The 20,982-nt window shown below is 71.5% G+C and carries 16 protein-coding genes; 11 read left to right on the forward strand and 5 right to left on the reverse strand.

The features are described from left to right. The first annotated feature begins 161 nt into the window (after positions 1–161). On the forward strand, positions 162–2,162 hold the full coding sequence (locus ACFY93_RS25605) for a helicase C-terminal domain-containing protein (RefSeq protein ID WP_391363200.1): 2,001 nt from the start codon (positions 162–164) through the stop codon (positions 2,160–2,162). A gap of 265 nt (positions 2,163–2,427) precedes the next feature. On the opposite strand, the gene lexA is transcribed toward ACFY93_RS25605, so the two are convergent. Beyond that, positions 2,428–3,204, reverse strand: a complete 777-nt coding sequence (gene lexA / locus ACFY93_RS25610; RefSeq protein WP_391363202.1) for a transcriptional repressor LexA — start codon at positions 3,202–3,204, stop codon at positions 2,428–2,430. Between the two features lie 534 nt (positions 3,205–3,738). Between lexA and nrdR the strand changes: the two genes are divergently transcribed. The 3 genes from nrdR (at position 3,739) to ACFY93_RS25625 (ending at position 8,246) form a co-directional block, all read left to right on the forward strand. Continuing rightward, a complete protein-coding gene (nrdR, locus tag ACFY93_RS25615; protein ID WP_391363204.1) occupies positions 3,739–4,302 on the forward strand; it encodes a transcriptional regulator NrdR in 564 nt (187 codons plus the stop codon). Between the two features lie 162 nt (positions 4,303–4,464). Next, positions 4,465–7,371 carry a vitamin B12-dependent ribonucleotide reductase gene (locus ACFY93_RS25620; protein WP_391363207.1) on the forward strand — a complete coding sequence of 969 codons (2,907 nt, stop codon included), beginning with the start codon at positions 4,465–4,467 and terminating at the stop codon, positions 7,369–7,371. 158 nt (positions 7,372–7,529) lie between these two features. After that, positions 7,530–8,246: a DUF6215 domain-containing protein gene (locus tag ACFY93_RS25625; protein ID WP_391363209.1), complete on the forward strand. Its 717-nt coding sequence runs from the start codon at positions 7,530–7,532 to the stop codon at positions 8,244–8,246. A gap of 41 nt (positions 8,247–8,287) precedes the next feature. Here ACFY93_RS25625 and ACFY93_RS25630 read toward each other — a convergent pair whose 3' ends face one another. Further along, complete coding sequence (locus ACFY93_RS25630; RefSeq protein ID WP_391363211.1) at positions 8,288–8,818, reverse strand: TerD family protein; 531 nt, start codon at positions 8,816–8,818, stop codon at positions 8,288–8,290. A 153-nt stretch (positions 8,819–8,971) separates the two neighbouring features. Between ACFY93_RS25630 and ACFY93_RS25635 the strand changes: the two genes are divergently transcribed. The 4 genes from ACFY93_RS25635 to ACFY93_RS25650 all read left to right on the forward strand — a co-directional run bounded on the left by ACFY93_RS25635 (position 8,972) and on the right by ACFY93_RS25650 (position 13,658). After that, positions 8,972–9,577: a DUF4937 domain-containing protein gene (locus tag ACFY93_RS25635; RefSeq protein ID WP_391363213.1), complete on the forward strand. Its 606-nt coding sequence runs from the start codon at positions 8,972–8,974 to the stop codon at positions 9,575–9,577. A gap of 324 nt (positions 9,578–9,901) precedes the next feature. Then, the gene (locus ACFY93_RS25640) at positions 9,902–10,561 is read left to right on the forward strand and encodes a histidine phosphatase family protein (protein ID WP_391363215.1); all 660 of its coding nucleotides are present in this window, start codon (positions 9,902–9,904) and stop codon (positions 10,559–10,561) included. Positions 10,562–10,573: 12 nt separating this feature from the next. Continuing rightward, positions 10,574–11,482, forward strand: a complete 909-nt coding sequence (locus ACFY93_RS25645; protein WP_391363217.1) for an ADP-ribosylglycohydrolase family protein — start codon at positions 10,574–10,576, stop codon at positions 11,480–11,482. Between the two features lie 442 nt (positions 11,483–11,924). Beyond that, positions 11,925–13,658, forward strand: coding sequence for a DUF4153 domain-containing protein (locus ACFY93_RS25650; protein ID WP_391363361.1), 1,734 nt, complete (start codon positions 11,925–11,927; stop codon positions 13,656–13,658). 89 nt (positions 13,659–13,747) lie between these two features. Here the strand turns inward: ACFY93_RS25650 and ACFY93_RS25655 are convergent, their stop codons facing one another. Beyond that, entirely contained in the window at positions 13,748–15,304 is a 1,557-nt protein-coding gene (locus ACFY93_RS25655; RefSeq protein WP_391363218.1) for a DHA2 family efflux MFS transporter permease subunit, read from the reverse strand. A 176-nt stretch (positions 15,305–15,480) separates the two neighbouring features. Here ACFY93_RS25655 and ACFY93_RS25660 point away from each other — a divergent pair, with 176 nt between their 5' ends. The 3 genes from ACFY93_RS25660 (at position 15,481) to ACFY93_RS25670 (ending at position 17,594) form a co-directional block, all read left to right on the forward strand. Further along, positions 15,481–16,104, forward strand: coding sequence for a TetR/AcrR family transcriptional regulator C-terminal ligand-binding domain-containing protein (locus tag ACFY93_RS25660; RefSeq protein ID WP_391363220.1), 624 nt, complete (start codon positions 15,481–15,483; stop codon positions 16,102–16,104). Between the two features lie 104 nt (positions 16,105–16,208). Further along, positions 16,209–16,910, forward strand: coding sequence for a ribonuclease HII (locus tag ACFY93_RS25665; RefSeq protein WP_391363222.1), 702 nt, complete (start codon positions 16,209–16,211; stop codon positions 16,908–16,910). A 69-nt stretch (positions 16,911–16,979) separates the two neighbouring features. After that, complete coding sequence (locus ACFY93_RS25670) at positions 16,980–17,594, forward strand: hypothetical protein (RefSeq protein WP_391363223.1); 615 nt, start codon at positions 16,980–16,982, stop codon at positions 17,592–17,594. A gap of 312 nt (positions 17,595–17,906) precedes the next feature. Here ACFY93_RS25670 and ACFY93_RS25675 read toward each other — a convergent pair whose 3' ends face one another. Both ACFY93_RS25675 and ACFY93_RS25680 read right to left on the reverse strand, forming a co-directional pair. Beyond that, entirely contained in the window at positions 17,907–18,542 is a 636-nt protein-coding gene (locus tag ACFY93_RS25675) for a hypothetical protein (protein WP_391363224.1), read from the reverse strand. Between the two features lie 218 nt (positions 18,543–18,760). Further along, positions 18,761–20,941 (reverse strand): RecQ family ATP-dependent DNA helicase, encoded by a 2,181-nt coding sequence (locus tag ACFY93_RS25680; protein WP_391363225.1) that lies wholly within the window; start codon positions 20,939–20,941, stop codon positions 18,761–18,763. Positions 20,942–20,982: the final 41 nt, after the last annotated feature.

The raw sequence follows: 20,982 nt of genomic DNA on the forward strand, positions 1-20,982 counted from the left end.
CTCCTGCCGCACCGCTCACGCCGATCCGGTTCCACTCCGAGGAGTCACGTGCCGCACACCCCCGCCACCTGGCCGTTCATGGCCCGGGCCGGCGTGATCACGTCCCTGCCGGCGGTCTCGGCGGCCCGATTGTCAGCGCGGCCCCGTAGGGTGGTCGGGCTATGACGAAGCCCTCACTCCCCGAACTCCTGCACGCCGCCGTCACCGCCGTCGGCGGCACGGAGCGCCCCGGTCAGGTGACCATGGCCGAAGCCGTCGCGGAGGCCATCGACGACAGCTCCCACCTGCTGGTGCAGGCCGGTACCGGCACCGGAAAATCCCTGGGATACCTGGTGCCCGCACTCGCCCAGGGAGAGCGTGTCGTCGTGGCGACGGCGACCCTGGCCCTCCAGCGACAGCTCGTGGAGCGGGACCTTCCGCGCACCGTCGACGCGCTGCACCCGCTGCTGCGGCGGCGCCCCGACTTCGCGATGCTCAAGGGCCGGTCGAACTATTTGTGCCTGCACCGCTTGCACGAGGGCATGCCGCAGGACGAGGAGGACGGCCTCTTCGACCAGTTCGAGGCCGCCGCGCCCACCAGCAAGCTGGGTCAGGACCTGCTGCGGCTGCGCGACTGGTCCGACGAGACCGAGACCGGTGACCGCGACGACCTCACGCCCGGCGTCTCCGACCGCGCCTGGGCCCAGGTGTCCGTGTCCTCCCGGGAGTGCCTGGGCGCCACCAAGTGCGCGTACGGGGCGGAGTGCTTCGCCGAGATGTCCCGGGAGCGCGCCAAACTCGCCGAGGTCGTCGTCACCAACCACGCGCTGCTCGCGATCGACGCCATCGAGGGCGCCCCGGTCCTCCCGCAGCACGAGGTGCTCATCGTCGACGAGGCGCACGAGCTTGTCTCCCGTGTCACCGGCGTCGCGACCGGCGAGCTCTCCCCCGGCCAGGTCAACCGGGCCGTCCGCCGAGCCGCGAAGCTCGTCAACGAGAAGGCCGCCGACCAGCTCCAGACCGCCGCCGAGGGCTTCGAGCGGCTGATGGAGCTGGCGCTTCCCGGCCGGCTCGAGGAGATCCCCGAGGACCTCGGGTACGCCCTGATGGCACTGCGCGACGCCGCCCGTACGGTGATCTCGGCGCTCGGCACGACCCGCGACAAGTCGGTCCAGGACGAGGACGCGGTGCGCAAGCAGGCGCTCGCCTCCGTCGAGTCCGTCCACGACGTCGCGGAGCGCATCACGAACGGCTCGGAGTGGGACGTCGTCTGGTACGAGCGCCACGAGCCCCGCGGCGGATCCGCGTACCGGCCCAGCGGAGCGTCCCTGCGCGTCGCCCCGATGTCGGTGTCCGGTCTGCTCCGGGAGAAGCTCTTCACGGACCGCTCGGTCGTGCTGACCTCGGCGACGCTCAAGCTCGGCGGGGACTTCAACGGCGTGGGAGCCTCGCTGGGGCTGGCGCCCGAGGGGACCGAGGGCGACGACCTGCCGCAGTGGAAGGGTGTCGACGTCGGTTCGCCGTTCGACTACCCGAGGCAGGGCATCCTCTACGTCGCCAAGCACCTGTCGCGCCCCGCCCGCGACGGCGACCGGAAGGACATGCTGGAGGAGCTCACCGAGCTGATCCAGTGCGCCGGCGGCCGCACGCTCGGTCTGTTCTCGTCGATGCGGGCCGCGCAGCTGGCGGCGGAGGAGCTGCGCTCGCGCATCCCGGAGTTCCCCATCCTGCTCCAGGGCGAGGAGACCCTGGGCGAGCTGATCAAGAACTTCGCGGCCGACCCGAAGACGTGCCTCTTCGGCACCCTCTCCCTCTGGCAGGGCGTGGACGTCCCGGGGCCGAGCTGCCAGCTGGTCGTGATGGACAAGATTCCGTTCCCCCGCCCCGACGACCCGCTGATGAGCGCCCGCCAGAAGGCGGTCGAGGACGCGGGGGGCAACGGCTTCATGGCCGTCGCCGCCACGCACGCGGCACTGCTGATGGCCCAGGGCGCCGGCCGCCTGGTACGGGCGTCGGGGGACCGCGGTGTCGTCGCCGTACTCGACCAGAGGCTGGCCACGGCCCGCTACGGGAGCTACCTGAAGGCGTCGCTCCCCGACTTCTGGTACACGACGGACCGCAATCAGGTCCGGAAGTCCCTCGCGGCCATCAACGAGGCGGCACAGAAGACGGAGACGTCCTGAGGCCTGTCCGCCCGGTCAGGCGCCGCTGGTTCACTGCGACGTGATCCGCCGGACGGGCAGCCCCGGCCCCCAGCCGCCCCCGGGGGCGCGCGACGCGGGCACCGGGGGTCCGGCGACGCGGGGGCCGAGCAGAGGCCCCCGCGAGGGCGCAGGCACCCCGTAGAAGCCCTCGGCCAGACATCGCAGGGCCCCGGAACCGGCGCAGTTGGTTCCGGGGCCCGGTCATGGGCGGGGCGGAGGGGCTGGCCCTGCCCGCCGCGGGGGTTCACACCCGCCGCAGTACCGCCACCACCTTGCCCAGGATCGTCGCCTCGTCACCGGCGATCGGCTGGTACGCGGAGTTGTGCGGGAGCAGCCAGACATGGCCGTCCTCACGCTTGAAGCGCTTGACGGTGGCCTCGCCGTCCAGCATGGCCGCCACGATGTCGCCGTTCTCCGCGACCGGCTGGCGGCGGACGGTCACCCAGTCCCCGTCGCAGATGGCGGCCTCGATCATCGAGTCGCCGACGACCTTGAGGACGAAGAGCTCACCGTCGCCGACCAGCTGCCGGGGGAGGGGGAAGACGTCCTCCACCGACTCCTCGGCGAGGATCGGCCCACCGGCGGCGATGCGTCCGACGAGCGGCACGTACGACGCGGCGGGCTTGCCCGCCGTGTCCGTGGGCTGCGGCGAGGACTGGTCGGAACCCCTGACCTCGTACGCGCGGGGGCGGTGCGGGTCGCGCCGCAGGAAGCCCTTGCGCTCCAGTGCCATCAGCTGGTGCGCCACCGAGGAGGTGCTGGAGAGGCCGACGGCCTGCCCGATCTCCCGCATCGACGGTGGGTAACCCCGTCGCTGCACGGAGTCCCTGATGACCTCGATCACCCGGCGCTGCCGGTCGGTGAGTCCAGAACTGTCAGCCCTGATGCCTGGAGGTCGGCCCGGCAGGGAGCGCTTGGGCCCCTCATGGTTCGTGGCTTCGCTCATCGCATGCACCGGCTCGAGTCGGCCCTGGGGGCGGTCCTGGGCAGTGATGGTGGCACTGTCTGCGGTGGTGGTCACGTCGGCCCCTCTCGATGGTCTCCCTGCTGGACAACGGTAGTTGCTTTCGAAAGGTTGCGCCAAACACACGTTCGAGTGAAAAACCGCGATTTGCCTGACGTGGTCACGTGTCCGGGCGTATGGCTGACGCCGCGCCTGGCAGACAAAAGTGTTCATTGTTGTAGCCTGTGCCGCCGCGCTTTCTCCTGCCTGGACGGCAGGCCGCCGGGCCGCTGCCCCAGTCTGTCATCCGGCACTCCGCCGGCCGGGAATCGGACCCCTTCGCGTGGCGCCCACCGTAGCGCCGCGTGCCCGGGATCGGTACGGCCGTGCGGCACCGGCCGAGATGTGTGCGACACGCGCGTCCTGGGCGAATGTTCGGGTCGATCCCCACATCTAGTGGTTGGATTGCGGCCGCCGCCCAGAAGTTGTGGTCGAGTGGGTCCCCCCGGGGCTCCAGGGCTCCGGTCATCGCCTATGCTTGGGGCTGCTTCGAGAGGCCCGTGAGGCCTAACGGGGCTATGGGATCGTGCTGCGCGAGGAGGGTTGGGAACCATGCACTGCCCCTTCTGCAGGCACCCCGACAGCCGTGTCGTCGACAGCCGTACGACCGACGACGGCACGTCCATCCGACGGCGCCGCCAGTGCCCGGACTGCTCCCGTCGTTTCACGACGGTCGAGACCTGCTCGCTGATGGTCGTGAAGCGCTCCGGCGTCACCGAACCGTTCAGCCGCACCAAGGTCATCAACGGAGTGCGCAAGGCGTGCCAGGGGAGGCCGGTCACCGAGGACGCGCTCGCGCAACTCGGCCAGCGGGTCGAGGAAGCGGTACGAGCCACCGGAAGCGCCGAGCTGACCACCCATGACGTGGGTCTGGCCATACTCGGACCACTGCAGGAACTCGACCTCGTCGCCTATCTGCGGTTCGCGTCCGTCTACCGGGCGTTCGACTCGCTCGAGGACTTCGAGGCCGCCATCGTGGAGCTCAGGCAAGGGATGGACCGACGCCCCGCCGAGGACGGCCAGGGCGGCGAGGACGTGGGCGCGAAGCGCCAGGGAGGCGACCGCGGGTCCGGAGGGACCCCGCAGGTCCCCGAGCCCGCCAACGCCGCCGACTGACCGGCGGGCCGGCCCGGACGGACGTCCGGCCCCGGTCGAGCGGCGACACACAGACCTGTCGCGCGGGGGCCGCTCATGCGGCGCGCGCGACACCGGACACACACCGTGCCACGGGAAGAACGAGGCACTTCAGGGCGTTTTAGCCCGATACAGGGAGGCGGCATGACAGAGACGGCGAGCGGTCCGGCACGAGGTTCCCGCGCGAAGGGCACCAAGGCCACCAAGGGACTGCGTATCGAGCGCATCCACACCACTCCCGGAGTGCACCCCTACGACGAGGTGGAGTGGGAGCGCCGGGACGTCGTCATGACCAACTGGCGCGACGGCTCGGTCAACTTCGAGCAGCGTGGCGTCGAGTTCCCCGGCTTCTGGTCGGTGAACGCGGTCAACATCGTCACCAGCAAGTACTTCCGGGGCGCCGTCGGCACCCCGCAGCGCGAGGTGAGCCTCAGGCAGCTCATCGACCGCATCGTGAAGACCTACCGGAAGGCCGGCGAGGACCACAAGTACTTCGCCTCGCCCGCCGACGCCGAGATCTTCGAGCACGAGCTGGCCTATGCCCTCCTGCACCAGATCTTCAGCTTCAACAGCCCGGTGTGGTTCAACGTCGGCACGCCGCAGCCCCAGCAGGTCTCCGCCTGCTTCATCCTGTCCGTCGACGACTCCATGGAGTCGATCCTCGACTGGTACAAGGAAGAGGGCATGATCTTCAAGGGCGGCTCCGGCGCCGGCCTGAACCTCTCCCGTATCCGCTCCTCCAAGGAACTGCTCTCCTCCGGCGGCAACGCCTCGGGCCCCGTCTCCTTCATGCGTGGTGCCGACGCCTCCGCGGGAACGATCAAGTCGGGCGGCGCCACGCGGCGTGCGGCCAAGATGGTCATCCTCGACGTCGACCACCCCGACATCGAGAACTTCATCGAGACGAAGGTCAAGGAGGAGGAGAAGATCCGCGCCCTGCGCGACGCGGGCTTCGACATGGACCTGGGCGGCGACGACATCACGTCCGTCCAGTACCAGAACGCCAACAACTCGGTCCGCGTCAACGACACCTTCATGAAGGCGGTCGAGTCGGGCGGCAAGTTCGGCCTGACGTCCCGCATGACCGGCGAGGTCATCGAGGAGGTCGACGCCAAGGCGCTGTTCCGCAAGATGGCCGAGGCCGCCTGGGCCTGCGCCGACCCGGGCATCCAGTACGACGACACGATCAACAACTGGCACACGTGCCCGGAGTCCGGCCGCATCAACGGCTCGAACCCGTGCAGCGAGTACATGCACCTGGACAACACGTCCTGCAACCTCGCCTCGCTGAACCTGATGAAGTTCCTGAAGGACGACGGCAAGGGCCGCCAGTCCTTCGAGATCGAGCGCTTCGCCAAGGTCGTCGAGCTGGTCATCACGGCGATGGACATCTCCATCTGCTTCGCGGACTTCCCCACCGAGAAGATCGGCGAGAACACCCGCGCCTTCCGTCAGCTCGGCATCGGCTACGCCAACCTCGGCGCCCTGCTGATGGCCACCGGTCACGCCTACGACTCCGACGGCGGCCGCGCCCTCGCCGGCGCCATCACGTCGCTGATGACCGGTACCTCGTACAGGCGCTCCGCCGAGCTCGCCGCGGTCGTCGGCCCGTACGACGGCTACGCCCGCAACGCCCAGCCGCACCTGCGCGTCATGAAGCAGCACGCCGACGCCAACACCACGGCCGTCCGCATGGACGACCTGGACAGCCCGATCTGGGCCGCCGCCACGGAGGCCTGGCAGGACGTGGTCCGGCTCGGCGAGAGGAACGGCTTCCGCAACGCCCAGGCGTCGGTCATCGCCCCCACCGGCACCATCGGACTCGCGATGTCCTGCGACACCACCGGGCTCGAGCCCGACCTCGCGCTGGTCAAGTTCAAGAAGCTGGTCGGCGGCGGCTCGATGCAGATCGTCAACGGCACGGTGCCGCAGGCCCTGCGCCGCCTGGGCTACCAGGAGGAGCAGATCGAGGCGATCGTCGCCCACATCGCCGACCACGGCAACGTGATCGACGCTCCCGGTCTGAAGACCGAGCACTACGAGGTCTTCGACTGCGCCATGGGCGAGCGTTCCATCTCCGCGATGGGCCACGTCCGCATGATGGCGGCCATCCAGCCGTGGATCTCCGGCGCGCTCTCGAAGACGGTCAACCTGCCGGAGACGGCGACCGTCGAGGACGTCGAGGAGGTCTACTTCGAGGCGTGGACGATGGGCGTCAAGGCGCTCGCCATCTACCGCGACAACTGCAAGGTCGGCCAGCCCCTCTCCGCCAAGACCAAGGAGAAGGAGAAGTCCGCGACCGACGCCGTCACCGCCAAGGCCGAGGAGACCATCCGCAGCGCGGTCGAGAAGGTCGTCGAGTACCGTCCGGTCCGCAAGCGCCTCCCCAAGGGCCGTCCCGGCATCACGACCTCCTTCACGGTCGGCGGCGCCGAGGGCTACATGACCGCCAACTCCTACCCGGACGACGGTCTCGGCGAGGTCTTCCTGAAGATGTCGAAGCAGGGCTCCACCCTCGCGGGCATGATGGATGCCTTCTCGATCGCGGTCTCCGTGGGCCTGCAGTACGGCGTGCCTCTGGAGACGTACGTCTCGAAGTTCACGAACATGCGCTTCGAGCCGGCCGGTATGACGGACGACCCGGACGTGCGGATGGCGCAGTCGATCGTCGACTACATCTTCCGGCGCCTGGCGCTCGACTTCCTGCCCTTCGAGACGCGCTCCGCGCTCGGCATCCACTCCGCCGAGGAGCGCCAGCGTCACCTGGAGACCGGCTCGTACGAGCAGTCCATCGACGACGAGATGGACATCGAGGCCCTGGCCCAGTCCGCGCCCCGCGCGCAGGAGCTGAAGGCCGTCGCCGGCCCGACGGCCGAGGCCGAGGTGGCCGAGCCCGCTCCGAAGCAGGCGCACACCAGCGCCGAACTGGTGGAGATGCAGCTGGGCATCCAGGCCGACGCCCCGCTGTGCTTCTCCTGCGGTACGAAGATGCAGCGCGCCGGCTCCTGCTACATCTGCGAGGGCTGCGGCTCGACCAGCGGCTGCAGCTGACGCCGGACGCCCGCCGGGCGTGAAGTAGCTGTTCAGGGCGGTGGAGCCGGCATTCCGGCTCCACCGCCCTCGGCCGTCGCTTCCCGGTGTCCCGGCGGGACGACCACCGGGTTACCCTCCCCACTGCACGTCGGGTGAGATCAAGGGGTGGGGAACAGGTGGACGGCGACACGGCCGGTGATCGGGCCGAACCGAAGAGACCGAGTCCGCGGGTACGGGCGGCCGCGGCCGTGATGGGCGTCGCCGTCCTCGCGGCCGGAGTGTGGGGCCTGGGAAAGGTCTTGCGGAACGCGCCCGGTGACGGTGCGCCCGCCGAGTGCTCGGCCACCGACGGGCATCTGCCGGCCCGCTACGTCTCCGGAGCGCGGCTGTGTGCGGCGCTCAACCGCCAGGACCTGCCGGACCTGCTCCGGACGCCGGCGGAGCGGACGGTGACCGCCGGCGGCAGGCGCGAGTGGGTCACTCCGGACGGCGGCATGAAGGTCGCCGACTGCGAGGCGCACGTCGCTCTCGAGAGCTATTCCGTGAAGCTCTCGGCGTCCTATGACGCGTCTTCCGTCGCAGGGAGGGCGGCATTCGAGACCGGCAGCGCACAGAAGAGGACGGTCCTGGGGCACCCGGCCGTGCTGTACTCGGACCGGACCGCCTCGATCACGCTCGACGGCGAAAAGGCCGGTACCGGCCGCGGCGGCCACGCGCGTCGTCTGATGGTCGCCATGGACGAGAAGGACAGAGGCGACTCGTTCGAGATCGTCATCTGGCGTCAGGACGGCCGGGCACCCGACGACACGGCGCTGCTCCGCGTCGCCGAGAAGGTGCTGCCGACGGTCCCGGGCTGGTCGGCCGGTGACGAGGAGCCGCAGGCCGACGTGTGAGGAGCGGTGCGGCCGGTGGCCGTGCCGCCCCTCACACGTGGTCACGGCTGTTCGCCGCCCATCACGCGGGCGAAGGCCGCGGGGTCCGTGTCGAAACCCTGGACGCCCGGATGGAAGGTCCACTCCCCGGAGTCGTCGCGCAGGAACTCGCCGACCTTGGCCGCCGTCGCCTCCGGCACCTGGCCGAAGTCGTCCTCGGCGAGCACCGTGTAGCCCTCCCGCATGCGCAGCCCCGGGCCCCGCACACAGGCGAAGGACCTGGGGCCGCCCCGCTGCTGGATGACGACACCGACGACCACGCGCGCGTACCGGTCGCCGAGCCGGCTCAGCTCCAGGGTCATGACCTCGTCCCAGCCGAAGCCCTTGCCGTCCTTGCTGTCGCGGTTCAGGTAGATGGTGCCGTCCGGTGAGCGGCTGTCGAAGTGCACCACGTAGTCGGGGTCCCCGTACGGCCGGTCCACCAGATAGGTCGCCGCGACGATGTCGAGATCGGTGTCCGGTTCGCCGGACGGACTCGGATCCCACTTCACCGAGACCTCGACCTTGCGGATTCCCTTGTTGAGCCCGTTCACCAGATCTCACCTCCCCGTTCCCCTGGTGTGGCGCCCCAACTGCTGTGCGGTCGGAGCCGGTTGCCCATCGTGCCACGCCCTCCGGCGGGCTCGCTCGTACGCACCTTTCCCGAGCGTGACCGATGCCACGTTCCTGGGCCGTACGATGGCGCGGTGCTGGTCAAGTGGATTCGCTGCACCGTGGTGGACCGCCGCGGTTTCGAGCGGGGGCAGCGGAAGTGGGCGGGGCTTCTGGGGGAGCCGGGATTCCGGGGGCAGGGCGGGGGCTGGAGCAGGGGGCGTCCGGGCGTGGCGCACACCTTCGCGTTCTGGGAGAGCCGTGCCTTCTACGACTCCTTCATGGCCCGGTCCCACGACCGGCTCGCCGCCGCGCAGGCGGGCACGTTCAAGGATGCCCAGGCCAAGCTGTTCGACCACCGCTTCGACGTGAAGACGGGCTTCGAGCCCCGGTTCACGGACGCCGACCTGGTGAGAGTCGCGCACTGCCGGATCCACGAGGAACGGGCCGAGCACTTCTCCCTGATGCAGGAGAAGGTCTGGAACCCGGCGATGGCGGGCTCGCCCGGGATGGTGCGGGGCCTCTTCGGGGAGGCGCCGGGCCACGAGTTCCTGATCCTCTCCATGTGGCAGTCCGCCGCCGAGCACGGCAAGTACCGCTCCGAGCGGGTGGAGCGGCTGGCGCTGCGCGCCCAGACGGATGCGGACGTGGCCGCACTCGCGGGGGACATCGTGCAGCTGGAGCCGAGCTGGACGGTGTGACCCGGGCCCCCGGGGGGGCGGGGCGGGACGGCGGGCTCGTCACGGCGACGCTCCCTCGGCGGCACCCTTCACCGCGACGCGCCCACGGTGGGTGCCTTCACGGCGACGCCCACGACGGGCCTCTCACTGCGACGCGCCCACGGTGGGTCCCCGCACGCGACGCGTCGGCGGGCGCGGGCCTTCCACCGCGCCGTGCACCGCGGGTGGGCCGGCCGGCCCGGGTACGCCCACATCGGGTCCGGTATGTGGGGGCCCTGTGTGACCTACGCCGTATGGAGCCCGTACGCGTACTCGATCGGCCCCCACCCGATCTAGGGTTTCGGCATGGCACGACCACGGCGCATCGTCCTTGTCCGGCACGGAGAGTCGGAGGGCAATGCCGATGACACCGTCTACGAACGCGAACCAGATCACGCCCTGGGCCTCACCGAGAAGGGCTGGCGGCAGGCGGAGGAGAGGGGGAAGGTACTGCGGGACGTGTTCGGGCACGAGCGCGTAAGCGTGTACGTCTCCCCGTACCGCCGGACCCACGAGACCTTCCGGGCCTTCCACCTCGACCCCGCTCTCGTACGGGTGCGCGAGGAGCCGCGGCTGCGGGAACAGGACTGGGGCAACTGGCAGGACCGCGACGACGTACGTCTCCAGAAGGCCTACCGGGACGCCTACGGGCACTTCTTCTACCGCTTCGCGCAGGGCGAGTCGGGCGCTGACGTCTACGACCGGGTCGGCGGCTTCCTGGAGAGCCTGTTCAGGAGCTTCGAGGCCCCCGACCACCCCCCGAACGTGCTCCTCGTGACCCACGGTCTGGCCATGCGGCTGTTCTGTATGCGCTGGTTCCACTGGACGGTCGCGGAGTTCGAGTCGCTGTCGAATCCGGGGAACGCGGAGATGCGGATGCTCGTTCTCGGAGACGACGGCAAGTACACCCTTGACCGGCCTTTCGAACGCTGGCGTGATCCCGAACCGTACGGAGTCACCGGATAGAGTGGCAGGGCGATGACCGCTGACTCCTCTCCCGACAGGCGCCTCGAGCGCGCCCTGGCCTGCCTGCGCGGACTCGCGGTGGGAGACGCGCTGGGCTCGCAGTTCTTCGTGCCCGCGAACTACCCACTGCTCAAGCGCCGCGAGCTGCCTCCCGGTCCCTGGCAGTGGACGGACGACACCGAGATGGCGTGCTCCGTGGTGGCCGTCCTGGCCGCCCACTCCCGCGTCGACCAGGACGCGCTGGCGCACTCCTTCGCCGACCACCATGACTTCGACCGTGGGTACGGACCCGCGGTCAACCGGCTGCTGCGGCAGATCCGGGAGGGCGGCGACTGGCGCGAACTGGCCTCCGCCCTCTTCCAGGGCCAGGGCTCGTGGGGGAACGGCGCGGCGATGCGGATCGCCCCCCTGGGCGCCTGGTACGCGGACGACCCCGAGCAGGCGACCCACCAGGCGGAGATCTCGGCCTACCCCACCCACCAGCACCGCGAGGCCGTGGTCGGCGCCATGGCCGTCGCCGCGGCGGCCGCGCTGTCGGCCGACCCGGCGGGCCCGCCGAGCGCCGAGGCGCTGCTCGACGGCGTCATCGCGCTGGTTCCGCGCAGTGCCGTGGGCGCGGGGCTGCGCCGCGCCCGGGACATGCTCGACTACGGGGACCCCGGGACGGTCGCGGCCGTCCTGGGCTGTGGTCGCCGTACGACGGCGCATGACACGGTGCCGTTCGCGCTCTGGTCGGCGGCGCGTTCCCTGGGCGACTTCGAGCAGGCGTTCTGGACGACGGCCGGTGTCGGCGGCGACATGGACACGACCTGCGCGATCGTCGGAGGGGTGGTCGCCGCCGGAACAACCGGGGCACCGCCCGCTCACTGGCTGGAGCGGACCGAGAGCCTGCCGGACTGGGCGCCGCCGGTTCCGGTCTGAGGGCGTCCGGCTCCCGTCCGGCTCTCTCCGGAACGGCACGGCACGACACGACACACATAGCGTGACACGGAAAGCCCATGACCTGGTCGTCCACCGGGACGGACCAGGGCATCGCGGGCACCCCCGCGTCACAGGCTTGCTACAGCGGGCCCTCCCCGGCGCTCCACGGCCTGCCCGTGGATACCCTGTGCGCCACGCCGCCTGTTGATCATGTCGGGCGCGCATCCGATCACACCGGTCACCCTCCCCGCGCCGGCGCGCCGCGCCGCGTCGGCTGGACAGGGGCCGGCCGGGAGGGGGTCTCGTGTCCGACGACATACCGTCCACGTCCGAGCCGAGGGAGCCGGAGCTCGACGCCGCCGGCGAGCGCGGCCGCCGCGAGGAGACGGAACACGCCGACCGCGGCACCGCGAAACCCGGCGACGCCGTGCCGGCGGGCGCGGTGTCCGGCCGCGTCTCCAGCGCCGCAGCCGACGCCAACGCATCCGGCGCCGACGCGGGCGGCAGTGGCTCGGGCGGCAGTGGCTCGGGCGACGAGAGGCCGCCCGCCTCACGGACCTCCATGGAGAAGCCCTCCGTGGAGAAGCCGAAGCCGAGCGGAAGCGACGACGACGAGCCCGAGGAGACGGCCGGGAAGGGCCACGGCGGAAGCGGCGGCCGGGACGCGTGGGCCGTACCGGAGCCGCCCGCGCCCTCGCCCCTGTTCGCCGGGCTGAACACCCCGCGACCGGCACCCGTCCGGCCGGGCACCCTGTGGGCCGCCCTCGCCACCGGACTCCTCAGCATGCTGCTCCTGGGCGACGGCCTCGCCCTCAACATCCTCCTCGTCGCCCTGCCCGCCGCCCTCGCCGCGTACTTCGCCGCTCACGCGGCGGGCCGCCGCCCGCGTCCGTGGACGCTCGTCTGGGCCGTCGGCGGCCTCGCCCTGCTGGCCGTGCCCGCGCTGCGCGACGCGAGCTGGCCGTCGTTCCTCGCCGTCGTCGGAGCGATCGCGCTGGGGTCCCTCGCACTGCACGGCGGACGCACCTGGCCCGCCATGCTGCTCGGCCCGATCGGCGTCTTCAACGCCCTCGCCACCGGGCCCGTATGGGGCTGGCGCGGACTGCGGGAACGCTTCGGCGGCGCCCGCGGGAACATGGTCACCTGGCTGCGGGCCCTCACCGTGACGGCTCTCCTGCTGCTCGTCTTCGGGGCCCTGTTCGCGGGCGCCGACGCCGCCTTCGCGGATCTCCTCGGTGAGCTGATCCCCGACACCTCCGTCTCCGGAGGACCCTGGCGTGTGCTGCTCCTCGCGATCGGCGTGGTCGGAGCCCTCGCGGCCGCTCACACCGCGGCCTCGCCGCTGCAGTGGGACCGCGTAGACGTCCCCGAGGGCCGGGCCAGGGGCCGCGCCGAGTGGACGCTCCCGCTGGTCGTGCTCGCCGCCCTCTTCGCCGCCTTCAACGCCGTCCAGCTCGCCGTCCTCTTCGGCGGATACGACGCGGTGCTCGAGGAGACGGGCCAGACGTACGCCGAGTACGCGCGCCAGGGCTTCTGGCAGCTGCTCCTCGTCACGCTGCTGACGCTGCTCGTCATCGTCGTCGCGCTGCGCTGGGCGCCACGCGGGGGAGCGCGTGACCGGACGCTGGTGCGGGGCGTGCTGGGAACCCTGTGCGTCCTCGCGCTCGTCGTCGTGGCCTCGGCCGTGCGCCGCATGGACATGTACGTGGACGCGTACGGGCTGACGCGGCTGCGGATCTCCGTGATGGCCGTCGAGCTGTGGCTCGGCCTGGTCATCGTGCTCATCATGGCGGCCGGCGTTCTGGGGGCCCGCTGGCTGCCGCGCGCCGTCGCGGCCGGCGCCGCCGCGGGAGTGCTCGCGTTCGGGCTGCTCTCCCCCGACGGTCTGATCGCCGAGCGCAACGTCCAGCGGTACGAGGACACCGGCAAGTTCGACCTCGCCTACGCGCGCGACCTGTCCGCCGACGCCGTCCCGGCCCTGGACAGGCTGCCGGAACCGCTGCGTTCCTGTGCGCTGGAGTCACTCGCCGACGACCTCGCGGAGAAGGACCCGCCCTGGTACGCGACCAGCTGGGGCGAGGCCAGGGCCCGGGACGTGCTCGACGAGAATCCGCTGTCGCCGGACGCGGACTGGTCGGCCTGCCGTCAGGTGGAGGCGGAGCTGAGCGTGCGTTGAGGCCGGAGCGGGCCCGTCCGCCGTGGGGGACACGGATGACGGGCCCTTCGCGGTCCCCGGCGCGAGGCGGGGGCCGGTGGTGCGACGTCTCAGCCTCCGGCGGGACCGGCCGTGGCGGCGGTTCCCGAGAGGGCCTCCAAATCGCTCTTGCGGACCCTGATCACCAGCCCGGCCGTGAGGAGTGCCAGCAGGGCCATGCCGACGGCCGGGACGAAGGCGGTCGAGATGCCCTCGGCGAGGACCTCGTGACCCCATGGCGCGGGCAGCTGGTGGGTCCTGGCCAGTTCCGCCTTCTGCTCGGCCGAGGAATCGGCCAGGAAGCCGGGCATCTGCTTCTCGGCCTCGTCCCGGCTGGCGGTACCGAACACCGTCGTCAGAATGGACAGGCCGAGCGAACCACCCACCTGCTGGGTGGCGTTGAGCAGGCCGGAGGCCGCCCCGGCCTCGTGCACGGCGACACCGGAGACCGCGGTCAGGGTCAGCGTCACGAAGTTCAGGCCCATGCCGAAGCCGAACAGCACCATGGGACCGAGCACGCCGCCCAGGTAGGAGCTGTCGGGGCTGATGAACGTCTGCCAGCCGAGGCCGAGCACGGCGATCGTCGACCCCGAGACCATGAACGGCTTGGGGCCGAGCACCGGAAGGAACCGCTGCGACAGACCCGCTCCGACAACGATCGCCACCGTGACCGGGAGGAAGGCGAGACCGGCCTCGATCGGCGTGTAGTCCAGCACGTTCTGCACGAACAGGACGATGAAGAAGAACATGCCGAACATGGCGGCGGCCAGACTGAGCATGATCACGTACGTGCCCGACCGGTTGCGGTCGGCGAACATCCGGAGCGGCGTGATCGGCTCCCTGGCCCGCTTCTCGATGAAACCGAAGGCCACCAGCAGCACGACCGCCGCGCCGAAGGACCCGGTGGTGAGGCCGTCCCGCCAGCCCTCCTCCGAGGCGCGGATGAATCCGTACACCAGCAGGGCCATGCCGGCCGTCGAGGTGAAGGCCCCCGCGAGGTCGAAACGGCCGGGGTGGCGCTCGGACTCGTTGATGTACAGCGGGGCGAGCACGGCGATCAGCACGCCGATGGGCACGTTGACGAAGAAGACCCAGCGCCAGTCGAGCCACTCGGTGAGCATGCCGCCCGAGAGCAGGCCGATGGCGCCGCCGCCCGCGGAGACCGCGGCGAAGACGCCGAAGGCCCGGTTCCGTTCCGGACCCTCGGGGAAGGTGGTGGTGATGAGGGCCAGCGAAGTGGGCGACGCTATCGCCCCGCCCACGCCCTGGAGGGCCCGGGCCGCCAGCAACTGCCAGGGTTCCTGTGCGAGTCCGCCCAGCAGCGAGGCCAGCGTGAACAGCAGGATGCCGGTCATGAAGACCCGGCGCCGGCCGAGGATGTCGCCGGCTCGGCCCCCGAGAAGCAGCAGGCCGCCGAAGGTGAGGGTGTAGGCGCTGACCACCCAGGTCAGATCGGTCGTGCTGAATGCGAGCGCGCCTTGAATGTGCGGGAGTGCGATGTTCACAATCGTCGTGTCGAGTACCACCATGAGTTGGCAGGCCGCGATGACGGCGAGTGCCATTCCGGGACGCCCCTCCCGGCGGGCCGCTCCCGGTGTCGTGTCTTTGATCAACTGAGAGGTTGTCACTATGGGTCCCCCACAAGTGCGGTAGTGAACGCTCGCGTTCACTACCGCGCCAACGGTAGTGAGTCCCCGTCAGTGAACGCAAGCGTTCACTGGCCTCGCTGTCGGACGGCGTCACCCGCATGCACGCCCCCCGCCCCCGGAATCCCCGCTTCCCCTTGCTCAACGGAGACATTCAGATGGTTGATTCGCGCTGGACGGCCGACCCCGCCCCGTCGGCCTCCCCGCGTCGGCGCGGTGCCGTGCTCGAACGCGCGATCCTCGACGCCGCGCTCGAACAGCTCAGCACGGTCGGCTGGAACGGCCTGACGATGGAGGGCGTCGCCGCCGGCGCCCAGACCGGCAAGGCCGCCGTCTACCGCCGCTGGCCCTCGAAGGAGGACCTCGTCGCCGACGCGCTCGAGGCCGGACTGCCCTCGATCCAGGAGGTGCCCGACCACGGGAGCGTGCGCGAGGACCTGCTGGGGCTCTGCCGGCTGGTGCGCGACGCGATGTACTCCCGGCCCGGATTCGCTCTGCGCTCCGTACTTCACGAATGCGACACAAGCACGGCCGAGCGCTTCAACAGCGTCATCCTGGACGGACTCGTGCATCCGACCGTGCGGCTCATCGGGGAGGTCATCCGCCGCGGAATCACGCGCGGAGAGGTGCGGGCCGGTGCTGACGACGCCTACGTCCGCGATGTCATCCCGGCGATGATGATGTACCGCTCGAAGGTGTGCGCCAGCGAATGGAGCGACCTGGACCTGGAGCAGATGATCGACCGCGTGATGGTTCCGCTGCTGCGGACGCCGGGGGAGTGAGCCGGGCCCGCCGGGCGGTGCGCGCCGTGTCGGTGAGGTGGGGGAGATGCTTCCGGAGACCGGGGTGTCGCCCGCCGTCGCGGGCGGCGTAGGCTGAGGGCGTCATGCCGTACGAACCCCCTACTCACACCGTCGAGCGCTCCCTCCGCGCCACGACCGGAGTGAAGATCATTGCCGGTGTCGACGAGGTGGGCCGCGGTGCCTGGGCCGGACCCGTCACCGTCTGCGCGGCGGTCACGGGACTGCGCCGTCCGCCCGAGGGCCTCACCGACTCCAAGCTCCTGACCGTCAAGCGGCGTACCTCGCTCGCGGCGGAACTGGAGAAGTGGGTGACCTCCTACGCCCTGGGGCACGCCTCTCCCGAGGAGATCGACGAGCGGGGGATGACGGCCGCCCTGCGCCTGGCCGCGGTGCGCGCCCTGGAGGCTCTGCCGGTCCGGCCCGACGCGGTCATCCTCGACGGGAAGCACGACTACCTGGGCACTCCCTGGCAGGTCCGTACGGTGATCAAGGGCGACCAGTCCTGCGTCTCCGTGGCGGCGGCCTCGGTGCTGGCCAAGGTCCAGCGCGACAAAATGATGGCCGAACTGGGCATCGACCATGCAGACTTCGGTTTTGCGGCCAACGCCGGGTATCCGTCACCGGTGCACCGGGCCGCGCTGGAGGAGCGGGGCCCCACCCCGTATCACCGGCTGTCGTGGGCGTATCTTGATGCGCTGCCCCAGTGGCGGCACCTCAAGAAGGTCCGCAGCTGGGCGGACGGAAGCGTTCCGGAAATCGAGGGTCAGCTCGGCTTCGATTTCTGACCGTATCCGCTCGCACTCATGTGCCACCCGGTGACGCGCGTCGTACCGGTGTTTGATAAAAATCAGCTCATGCCTCTCATTCCCGAGGAGCCTCAGATTCACGAGAGTGCCCAGGGTCCCCGCGTCACTCCGGCCAGTGGCCGTACCGCGCCGACCCCTCGTCCCGTACCCGGTCCCCGTCCCGCGGCTCCGCCGCGTCCCGGTCGGCCGGGTCCCGGCCGGCAGATGCCGGCCCCCCGCGCGCCGCACGAGTCGGCCGCGCCCACTCCCAAGCCGTCAGCCCAGGCTGCCGCGCCTGTGCAGATCCAGCTGATCCCGGCCTCGGCCGAGGGCGCGCTGGACGCCGCGGAGGAAGCCGTCGACCTGCTGCTGGAATCGGGCCGCGCCCCCGGTGAGGTGCTGGTGATCACCACCGGCGAACCCCACCCATGGGCCGCGCACGAACTGTCCTTCGGCGAGGCCGCCTACTGGGCGCAGCACGACGCGGGCGACGACGTCTTCTACACCGACGCCGAGGCCGCGGGCCGCGCCAAGTCGCGCCCCGTCGCCGTGGTCGCCGTCAACGGCGGCTCCGACGCCGGTGTCGCCGCCGCCCTGCCGCTGGCCCTCGGCCGGGCAGGCGCCCTGCTGATCGTCTGCGGCGACCCGCAGCAGATCAACTCGGTGCTGGGCACGAGCGTCTGAGCCACCCCGGCCGGTCCGGGGCGGTTCGGCGGGTCGTCGCGCGCCGCTCCGGCGGCGCCGGCACTGCGGTCCCTGTGGCGTACCCGCCTCGCAGGGGCCCCGTTCCGCCCAGACGGGCTCGGCGCGCCGTCCTCGTGGGGTGGGTCCGGACGCGTACGCCGCTGGGAGGCGACGTCCGCGGGCGCGTACGCGCGCCGGGGAACCGACGGGTCCGCACCTTCACCGACTTCTGGCGGTGAGGTGACGGCCCGCTCCTGGCGGCGGGCAATCGGCCCGCTCCTGCCGGCGAGGTGATGGCCCGCGGTGTCCGGCTCAGCGCGCCGCCGCGCGGCGCAGCACCTCCGAGGCGGCGCCTCCGGTGCGCGGCAGCGGCGGCGGTGCCTCGGTCATGGCGAACGGCTCCGGGGGCGAGTCCGCCGTCGGATGGCGCCCGCCGCGGCCCTCGCCGAGCACCTGCCAGCCGTCACGCGTCAGCGTGATGTACGCCCCGCAGCGCAGCCCGTGCAGGGTGCAGGCGTCCCGCAGCCCCCACATCCACGCACCGTCCTCCTCGGTCCAACGGGTGTCGCCCTCGCGGCAGTAGAGCAGCACGGCGGTGCGCACCGGGGTGCGGCGGCGCAGGTCGTGCGGGACCACTCGGCGCAGCTGTGACAGCAGCGAGTTGCGGAACATCCATCCGTCGGCCGGAACCGGACGCCGGGTGAACGAGGCGCTCGCCCGCAGCCGTTCGTCCGGGTCGAGCACCGCGACGATCGCGGTCGCGGGGCCGGGGCGGTGCCGGGAGTGCAGGCCCCGGACGACCTCCCGGGGATTGCGCAGCAGCGGGATTCCCGCGGCTGCCCACTCCGCGGGTTCGAGCATCCGGGCCAGTGGGTCGGTGGCATGGGCGGACGGATCGGCAGACGTCGGCACGGATGCCGCCGGGGACGGAGCGAATCCGAAGGTCACGGTCCTCCCTTCGGCTACGCGCCCACACGGAGGGCGGAGACGGACTTGGGGGAGCGCACCGCGGCAGAGCCCTATCGGACCACCGATGAGCCGCGCGGGGAGCGACTCCAATTGTTCCTGTCGAACTTGGTTGCGGCAACGAGCAATTGAACCGGCAGACCGTTTTCTGACGGTGCGTCGTGTATATCCCTGCCCACAGTCGCACCCGCTGACGCGTGTCATGACTGCACGGCGAGCACCAGCGGCAACACCCCCTCCGCGCCGGCGCGTCGCAGCAGGCGCGCGGCTACGGCGAGTGTCCAGCCGGTCTCCGTCGCGTCGTCGACGAGCAGGACGGGACCTCCGGCCTCCTTGAGGGAGGCCGCCAGGTCGGAGGGGACTGCCAGAGCCCCGTCGAGTGCCTTCAGCCGCTGGGCGCTGTTGCTGCGGGAGGCGTGCGCGACCTCGCCCACGTACGCGACGGACCCGAGCAGCGGCAGTCGGCCGATCTCCGCGATCCGCGCCCCGAGGGACTCGATGAGCCGAGGGCGCGAGCGTGACGCCATGGTGACGACGCCGACCGGGCGGGGCTGGGCGTCGGCGCTGCCCGACGCCCAGCCCCCGGGGCCCTTCGCCCAGTCCGCCAGTACACCCACCACGGCCTGCGCGACATCGTCCGGTACGGCACCGTCCGGGGCCTGGGGTCCCAGCATCGGACGCAGCCGGTTGCCCCAGCCGATGTCGGAGAGGCGGCCCAGAGCCCTGCCCGTGGAGGCCTGCTCCCCGGCGGGAATGCGGCCCTTCAGGTCCACTCCCACAGCGGGCAGGCCCGTCGGCCACATCTTCCGGGGCTCGACCTCCACGCCCGCGCGGCCCAGCTCGCCCTGGGCGGTGTCCAGGGCGGCGGACGACACGGACGCCGCGAAGCGCGCCCCCGCGCACCGGTCGCAGCGTCCGCAGGGAGCCGCTCCCTCGTCGTCCAGCTGGAGGCGCAGGAACTCCATCCGGCAGCCCGCCGTGGTCACGTAGTCGCGCATCGCCTGCTGCTCGGCGGCCCGTTGCTTGGCCACCCAGGCGTAGCGCTCGGTGTCGTACACCCACGGGGCACCCGTCGAGGTCCAGCCGCCCTTGACGCGACGCACGGCGCCGTCGACGTCGAGCACCTTGAGCATCGTCTCCAGCCGGGACCTGCGCAGATCCACCAGCGGCTCCAGGGCGGGCAGCGAGAGCGGCCGGCCGGCGTCGGCCAGGACGTCCAGCGTGCGGCGCACCTGCTCCTCCGGGGGGAAGGCGATGGAGGCGAAGTACTGCCAGATCGCCTGGTCCTCCTTGCCCGGCAGCAGCAGCACCTCGGCATGCTCCACACCGCGGCCCGCCCGCCCCACCTGCTGGTAGTAGGCGATGGGGGAGGACGGCGAGCCCAGATGCACCACGAAGCCGAGGTCGGGCTTGTCGAATCCCATGCCGAGCGCGGAGGTCGCGACCAGGGCCTTGACCCGGTTGGCCAGCAGGTCCTCCTCGGCCTGCTGACGCTCCGCGTTCTCCGTCTTGCCCGTGTACGACGCGACCGGGTGTCCGCACTGGCGCAGGTACGCGGTGACCTCCTCGGCGGCGGCCACCGTGAGCGTGTAGATGATCCCGGAGCCCGGCAGCTCGTCGAGATGCTCGGCGAGCCAGGCCATCCGGTGGGCGGCGTCCGGCAGCTCCAGCACACCGAGGCTCAGGCTCTCCCGGTCCAGTGGCCCGCGCAGCACCAGGGCGTCGGTGCCGCCTCCGGTGCCGAGCTGCTCCGCGACGTCGGCGGTCACGCGCGCGTTGGCCGTCGCCGTGGTGGCCAGGACCGGGACACCGGGCGGCAGGTCGGCGAGCATCGTGCGCAGCCGGCGGTAGTCGGGCCGGAAGTCGTGGCCCCAGTCCGAGATGCAGTGCGCCTCGTCCACCACCAGCAGACCGGTCGCCGCGGCCAGCGCGGGCAGCACCTGGTCGCGGAAGTCGGGGTTGTTGAGCCGCTCGGGACTCACCAGGAGGACGTCGACCTCTCCCGCGGCCACCTCGGCCTGGATCGTCTGCCATTCCTCCGGGTTGGACGAGTTGATGGTCCTGGCCCGGATCCCGGCGCGGGCGGCGGCGTCCACCTGGTTGCGCATGAGGGCCAGGAGCGGCGAGACGATGACGGTGGGGCCCGCCCCCCGCTCGCGCAGGAGCGCGGTCGCGACGAAGTACACCGCGGACTTGCCCCAGCCCGTGCGCTGGACGACCAGGGCTCTGCGCTTGTCGGCCACCAGCGCCTCGATGGCACGCCACTGGTCCTCGCGCAGTCGCGCCTCGCCGGTCGGCGCGCCGACAAGGCGGGCGAGGACCTTGTCGGCGGCGGTGCGCAGGTCTTCTTCGGCCGTGGGGCGCGGGGCTTCGTTGCTCATGGCTCCATGCAACCCGATGGGTCGGACATCGCGCGAACGAG

The organism is Streptomyces sp. NPDC008313 (assembly GCF_042956125.1).
Classification (GTDB): Bacteria; Actinomycetota; Actinomycetes; order Streptomycetales; family Streptomycetaceae; genus Streptomyces.